The 4,800-nt window shown below is 66.0% G+C and carries 5 protein-coding genes; all 5 read right to left on the bottom strand.

Annotation, left to right across the window (positions count from 1 at the left end; genetic code table 11):
• Positions 1–880 (bottom strand): ABC transporter permease (locus tag EOA24_RS27730; protein WP_133374637.1); only part of this gene is annotated, 880 nt, incomplete at its 3' end.
• Between the two features lie 43 nt (positions 881–923).
• A complete protein-coding gene (locus tag EOA24_RS27725) occupies positions 924–1,985 on the bottom strand; it encodes a substrate-binding domain-containing protein (RefSeq protein WP_245501865.1) in 1,062 nt (353 codons plus the stop codon).
• 63 nt (positions 1,986–2,048) lie between these two features.
• Positions 2,049–3,107 (bottom strand): substrate-binding domain-containing protein, encoded by a 1,059-nt coding sequence (locus EOA24_RS27720; protein WP_126081861.1) that lies wholly within the window; start codon positions 3,105–3,107, stop codon positions 2,049–2,051.
• A 33-nt stretch (positions 3,108–3,140) separates the two neighbouring features.
• Entirely contained in the window at positions 3,141–4,394 is a 1,254-nt protein-coding gene (locus tag EOA24_RS27715; RefSeq protein ID WP_126081862.1) for a M20 family metallopeptidase, read from the bottom strand.
• Positions 4,391–4,800, bottom strand: a 410-nt coding sequence (locus EOA24_RS27710) for an ROK family protein (RefSeq protein ID WP_133374636.1), incomplete at its 5' end; no start/stop codon positions are given. The genes EOA24_RS27710 and EOA24_RS27715, both read right to left, overlap by 4 nt.

Genomic DNA, 4,800 nt, shown 5'->3' with positions numbered 1-4,800 from the left:
GGATAAGGCCGTTGTTCAGCATGCCCATCATCAGCGAGCCAACGAGAGCGCCGACGATCGAGCCCTTGCCGCCATTGAGCAGCGTGCCGCCGACGATGACGGCGGCGATGACCGTCATCAGATCGGTCTCGCCGAGCGTGTATTTCGCCGCCTGCAGGCGGCCGGCGTAAAGCAATCCGGCGAGCCCCGCGAGCCCGCCGCTGATGGTGAGCACGGCGAGCCTGATCTTCGGCACGCTGATGCCCGAAACGCTTGCAGCGCGGGCGTTGTCGCCGGTCGCCAGCACATGCGCGCCGAAACGCGTCTCGCGGTAGACGAGGTGGCCGACGGCAATGGCGATCACCGTCCACCAGATCAGCGAGGGCACGCCGAGCAGCGAGCCCGAGCCGAAGAAGCCGGTGAAGGCCTCGTTGGTGACCGATATCGAACGCAGATCAGTCATAGAGCGCGAGACGCCGGCGAACAGGCCCATCGTCGCCAGCGTCACCAGGAAGGACGGCAGCCTGACATAGGCGACCAGCGCGCCGTTGATGAGGCCGATCAGGATTCCGGCGCCCAGGCCGGCGACGATGCCCGCCGCCATGCCGTAGGAGGCGATGGTGACGGCAGTGGCGAGCGCCGATACCGCCACGATCGAGCCGATCGAAAGGTCGATCTCGCCGGCCGACATGACGAAGACGAGGCCGATCGCCATGATCGTCACCGGCGCTGTCTGCAGCACGATGTTGGAGAGGTTGCGGACGGTGAGGAAGCCGCTGTCCCTCAGCATGAAGGCGAAGAACAGGAAGATCGCCAGGAAGCCGAGATAGACGACATATTGCTGCAGATTGAAGCGGCTGGCGAAGCTGCCCATCTCGGTGCCGGTGTTGGCGCTGGTCATGTTCGATCTCCGATGGTGCGTGCTTCGCAGCCTGCCACGCCGTCTATTTCATGGCGTCCGCGATGGTCGCGGGCAGGTCCTTGTTGAGCGACTTCTTCCAGCCGTCCTTCACCGTGTCCTTGGTGACGGCGATGGAATCGACCGCGTAGAATGGCTCGGCCTTCAGGCCGACCAGCGAGCCTGCGGAGGCTCGCGCCAGCGTCACGCCGATCGAATAGGCCTCGTCGGCGACAAGGGCTGCGATGTTACCACCTTTGACCATGTCGAGCGCGGCCGGTTCGTTGAGGTCGAGCGTGACGATCTTGGTGTGCGTGTTGCCGGCGGCGCGAAGGGCGGAGAGAACGCTCAGCGCCGGCTCAGACCAGGTGACATAAATGCCGTCGAGGTCGGGATGCTGGGTGATCATCGCCTGCGCGATGTCCTCTGAGCGCGCCGGATCGGCCATGCCGGCCTCGGCGGCGATCTGCATGTCGGGATAGTCCTGCTCGATGGTCTTCTTGAAGGCGCCGTCGCGCTGGTTGGTGACGTAGAAATCGGCGTCGTGGAAGATGTAGCCGACCTTGCCCTTCTTGCCGAGGGCCTCTGCCAGGGCGATGCCGGCCTTGTTGCCCATCTGGAAGAGGTCGTCGGAGACGATGGTGACGTAATCCGTGCCCTGCTTGTAGCCGGCCGGGCTATTGTCTACGAAGCCGAGCTTGACGCCGGCCTGGCGGGCCGGATCGTAGACAGAGGCCGCGGTCGCCGGGTCGACCGGCAGCGACAGGATGATCGACGGCTTCTTGGCCATCACCGTCTCGACATCGGCCTTCTGGCGCGCGGCGTCGAAGCCGGCATCAGTCTGCGCCACCACCTCGATGCCGAGACGCTTGAACTCGTCGCGCGCCCCGGCGTTGACTGCGTTGGTGTACTCGCTCATCTCGTGCCAGACGAGGGCCGCGGTAAACTTGCCGTCCTTGATCTGCTGCTCCTGCGCCGCCGTCAGCGTCAGCGAGGCCGCCGGAACCGGCTTCTCGCCGTTCGGCCCGGTGGTGACGCCTTCGGCGGCGAAGGCGTGGGCGGCGAACAGGCTCGCCAATACAGTCATGATACCAAATGCTTTGCGCATATCCGTTCCCCTTCTTGTTCAGGAAGACAGCTCCGGCCCGGCAGGCCGAGCCGGAGCGTCGGCTCACTTCGCCGCGTCGAGCACCGACTGCGGCGCGTCGCGGTTGAGCGAGTCCTTCCAGCCTTGGGAGACGTTCTCCTTGGTCACGGTCAGCGCCGGCGCGACGACGAAGGCGGGTGTCTGCTGGGCAAGCAGCGACTTCATGCCGGAGGCGGCCATGGCGCGGCCGAGCTCATAGGCCTTGTCGGCGACAAGCGCGGCAACATTGCCGCCCTTGACCATGTCGAGCGCGACCGGCTCGGCAAGATCCAGCGTGACGATCTTGGTGTGGGTGTTGCCGGCGCCGCGCAGCGCCGAAAGCACGCCGTCGGCAGGCTCGGCCCAGGTCACATAGATGCCGTCGAGATCGGGATGCTGCAGCAGCATGGCATTGGCCAGTTCCTCGGCCCGGGCCGGGTCTGAGATGCCCTGTTCGGCGACGATCTTGATGTCGGGATAGTCCTTCTCGATGGTTTTCTTGAAGGACTGGTCGCGCTGGTTGGTGACGTAATAGTTGGCATCGTGGAAGATATAGCCGACCTTGCCCTTGCCACCGATGGCCTTGGCCATGGCGTCGGCCGCCTGCTTGCCCATCTGGTAGAGATCGTCGGTGACGATCGAGGCATAGTCCGTGCCTTGCTTGTAGTCCTTGGGCAGGTTCGACAGGAACACCAGCTTGACGCCGTCCTTGACCGCCTGGCGGAATGCTTCGGCGGAGGTGACCGGGTCGAGCGGCAATGCCAGGATAACGTTCGGCTTGGCGGCTAAAGCGGTCTCGATGTCGCTGCGCTGGCGGGCGGCGTCGAACTGCGCGTCGGTCTTGACCGCGATCGAGATGCCGGCGCGGGCGAACTCGTCGGTGGCGCCGGCTGTCACAGCATTGGTGAAGTCGGAAGAGGTGTGCCACAGAAGGGCAGCCTTGTAGCCCTTGTCCTTCAGCGCCGCGATGTCGGCATCGCTCAGCGTCAGGCTGGAGCTCGGCGTGGCGGTCTCGCCCTGCGGACCGACCGTCTGCGCGTGAGCGGCGGCGCTGGCGAGCATCAATCCGCCGGCCAATGCGGCAATCCATTTCTTCATCAGCATGTTTTTAGTCTCCCATTCTGCTTCGTTGGTCGTTCAATCGGCCACGCCGCAATAGCGGGCCATGAAGGCTGCGAAGCCGACGATGCCGGCGAGGTATTCCTCGACGTCGACGTGCTCCTCGAAGGTGTGGCAGTTGCGGATGTCGCCCGGCGCGCAATAGACGGCGGGGATGCCCAACCGGTTGACGAAGAACGACGATTCCGACCAGAAGGGCGCACCCTCGATCACGCCGCGGCCGCCCATGGCGCCTGCCATCGATTGCGACAGCATGGCGACTTCGGCGCGCGTCTCGTCGATCTCGGCGGAGGTGCCGCCCAGCCTGTGATCGCGTCCGGCCGGATAGGCGAACTCCACGGTGATCTCGGGATCGGTGATGGCGCCGCGCACGGCGGCCTCGATCTCGGCGGCGGCCGTGTCGAGGGATTCGCCCGGCAGGAGCTTGCGGATCAGCGACAGTGTGCATCGCTCAGGCACGGCGATATAGCCGCCGCCGGTGAGGCCGGTGATCAGCAAGAAGCCGCGCCCGGTGAGCTTGTGCTCGGCCCGGGCCGCTACCTCGTCCGAGTGTCTCCACAGCGCCGTCATGGCGGCATGAGCGGCGCGCAACGCATCCTTGCCGAGCTCCGGCACGCCGAAATAGGCCGACTTGCCGGTGATCGTGATGTCGGTGATGAAGAAGCCAATCTGCGCGGCGTTGACGGCAAGCCGCGTCGGCTCGACATAGACGGTGAAGTCGGGCGCCGCGACCTCGCGGGCCTCGATGCGGCCGACGAAATGCTTGATGCCGGCGGAGACGCCGGTGCCGGGCTGGCCGCTCTCCTCGTCGCCGACGAAAGCGAAGGCCACATCACCCTTGAGGCGGATGCCGGCCTTGTCGAGCAACGAGAGCGCCGCCAGCGAAGCGGTGATGCCGGCCTTCAGATCGCCGGAGCCGCGGCCCCAGACCGCCCCGTCAATGATGGGCGCGCCGAACGGGTCCTCGCGCTCGGTGCCGGCCCAATGCTCCCGCCAGCCGTCGACATGAACGGTGTCGGTGTGGCCGATGAAGAGCAGGCGCTTGCCATCGCCGGCACCCTTGCGTTCGCCCCAGATGTTCGGCCTGCCGGGCAGGAAATCCGCCCGGCTCAGGCCGTTCAGCCCAAGCTCGCGCATTTTCGCCTCAAGGAAGCCGACGAAATTCGCTTCGTTGCCGGTGATGCTTTCGCGGCCGATCGCGCTCCTGAACAGCGCCAGCGCCTGGTCGGGATCGAGAGCGGCACGCAGCCTGGTCAGGATATCTGCGGTCAAAGCACGACCTCCTTCAAGGCAGCCGCCTGGGCGGTGGGGAGAGAGATCCGGCCGTCCGGCGCGTCGACGCCGAACAGCGTATTGTGCAACTGGCCGAGACCGATGGCGGCCGCGCCGATCAGCGCGGCGCGCGCGCCCAGCTCGCCGGCCTCGACGGTGACGGGGTAGGGGAAGCACAGCGGCATCAAGTCCTTGACGCGCGAGAGGATCTCCGGCCTGAGGCCGATCGAACCTCCCAGTATGATCTTCTCGGGATTGGCGACGGCGGCGATCGCCGCAATGCCTTGCGCCAGGTAACGCGCCGTTTCGTCGAGCACGGTAAGCGCCGCCTTGTCGCCCGTCGCCGCATTCTCGAAGATCGCCGGAACCGCGACCTGGGCGCCGGTCAGGCACCTGTAGCGTTCGG

Origin of the sequence: Mesorhizobium sp. M2A.F.Ca.ET.039.01.1.1, assembly GCF_003998035.1 — a bacterium.
GTDB lineage: Bacteria > Pseudomonadota > Alphaproteobacteria > Rhizobiales > Rhizobiaceae > Mesorhizobium.
The sequence above is the reverse complement of the archived record's forward strand: the minus strand, read 5'-3'. Positions and strand labels throughout refer to the sequence as shown.

Bases quoted from the DNA above. Each gene is read 5' to 3' on its own strand.
- EOA24_RS27720 (WP_126081861.1), bottom strand. From the start codon at position 3,107: ATGCTGATGAAGAAATGGATTGCCGCATTGGCCGGCGGATTGATGCTC.
- EOA24_RS27725 (WP_245501865.1), bottom strand. From the start codon at position 1,985: ATGCGCAAAGCATTTGGTATCATGACTGTATTGGCGAGCCTGTTCGCC.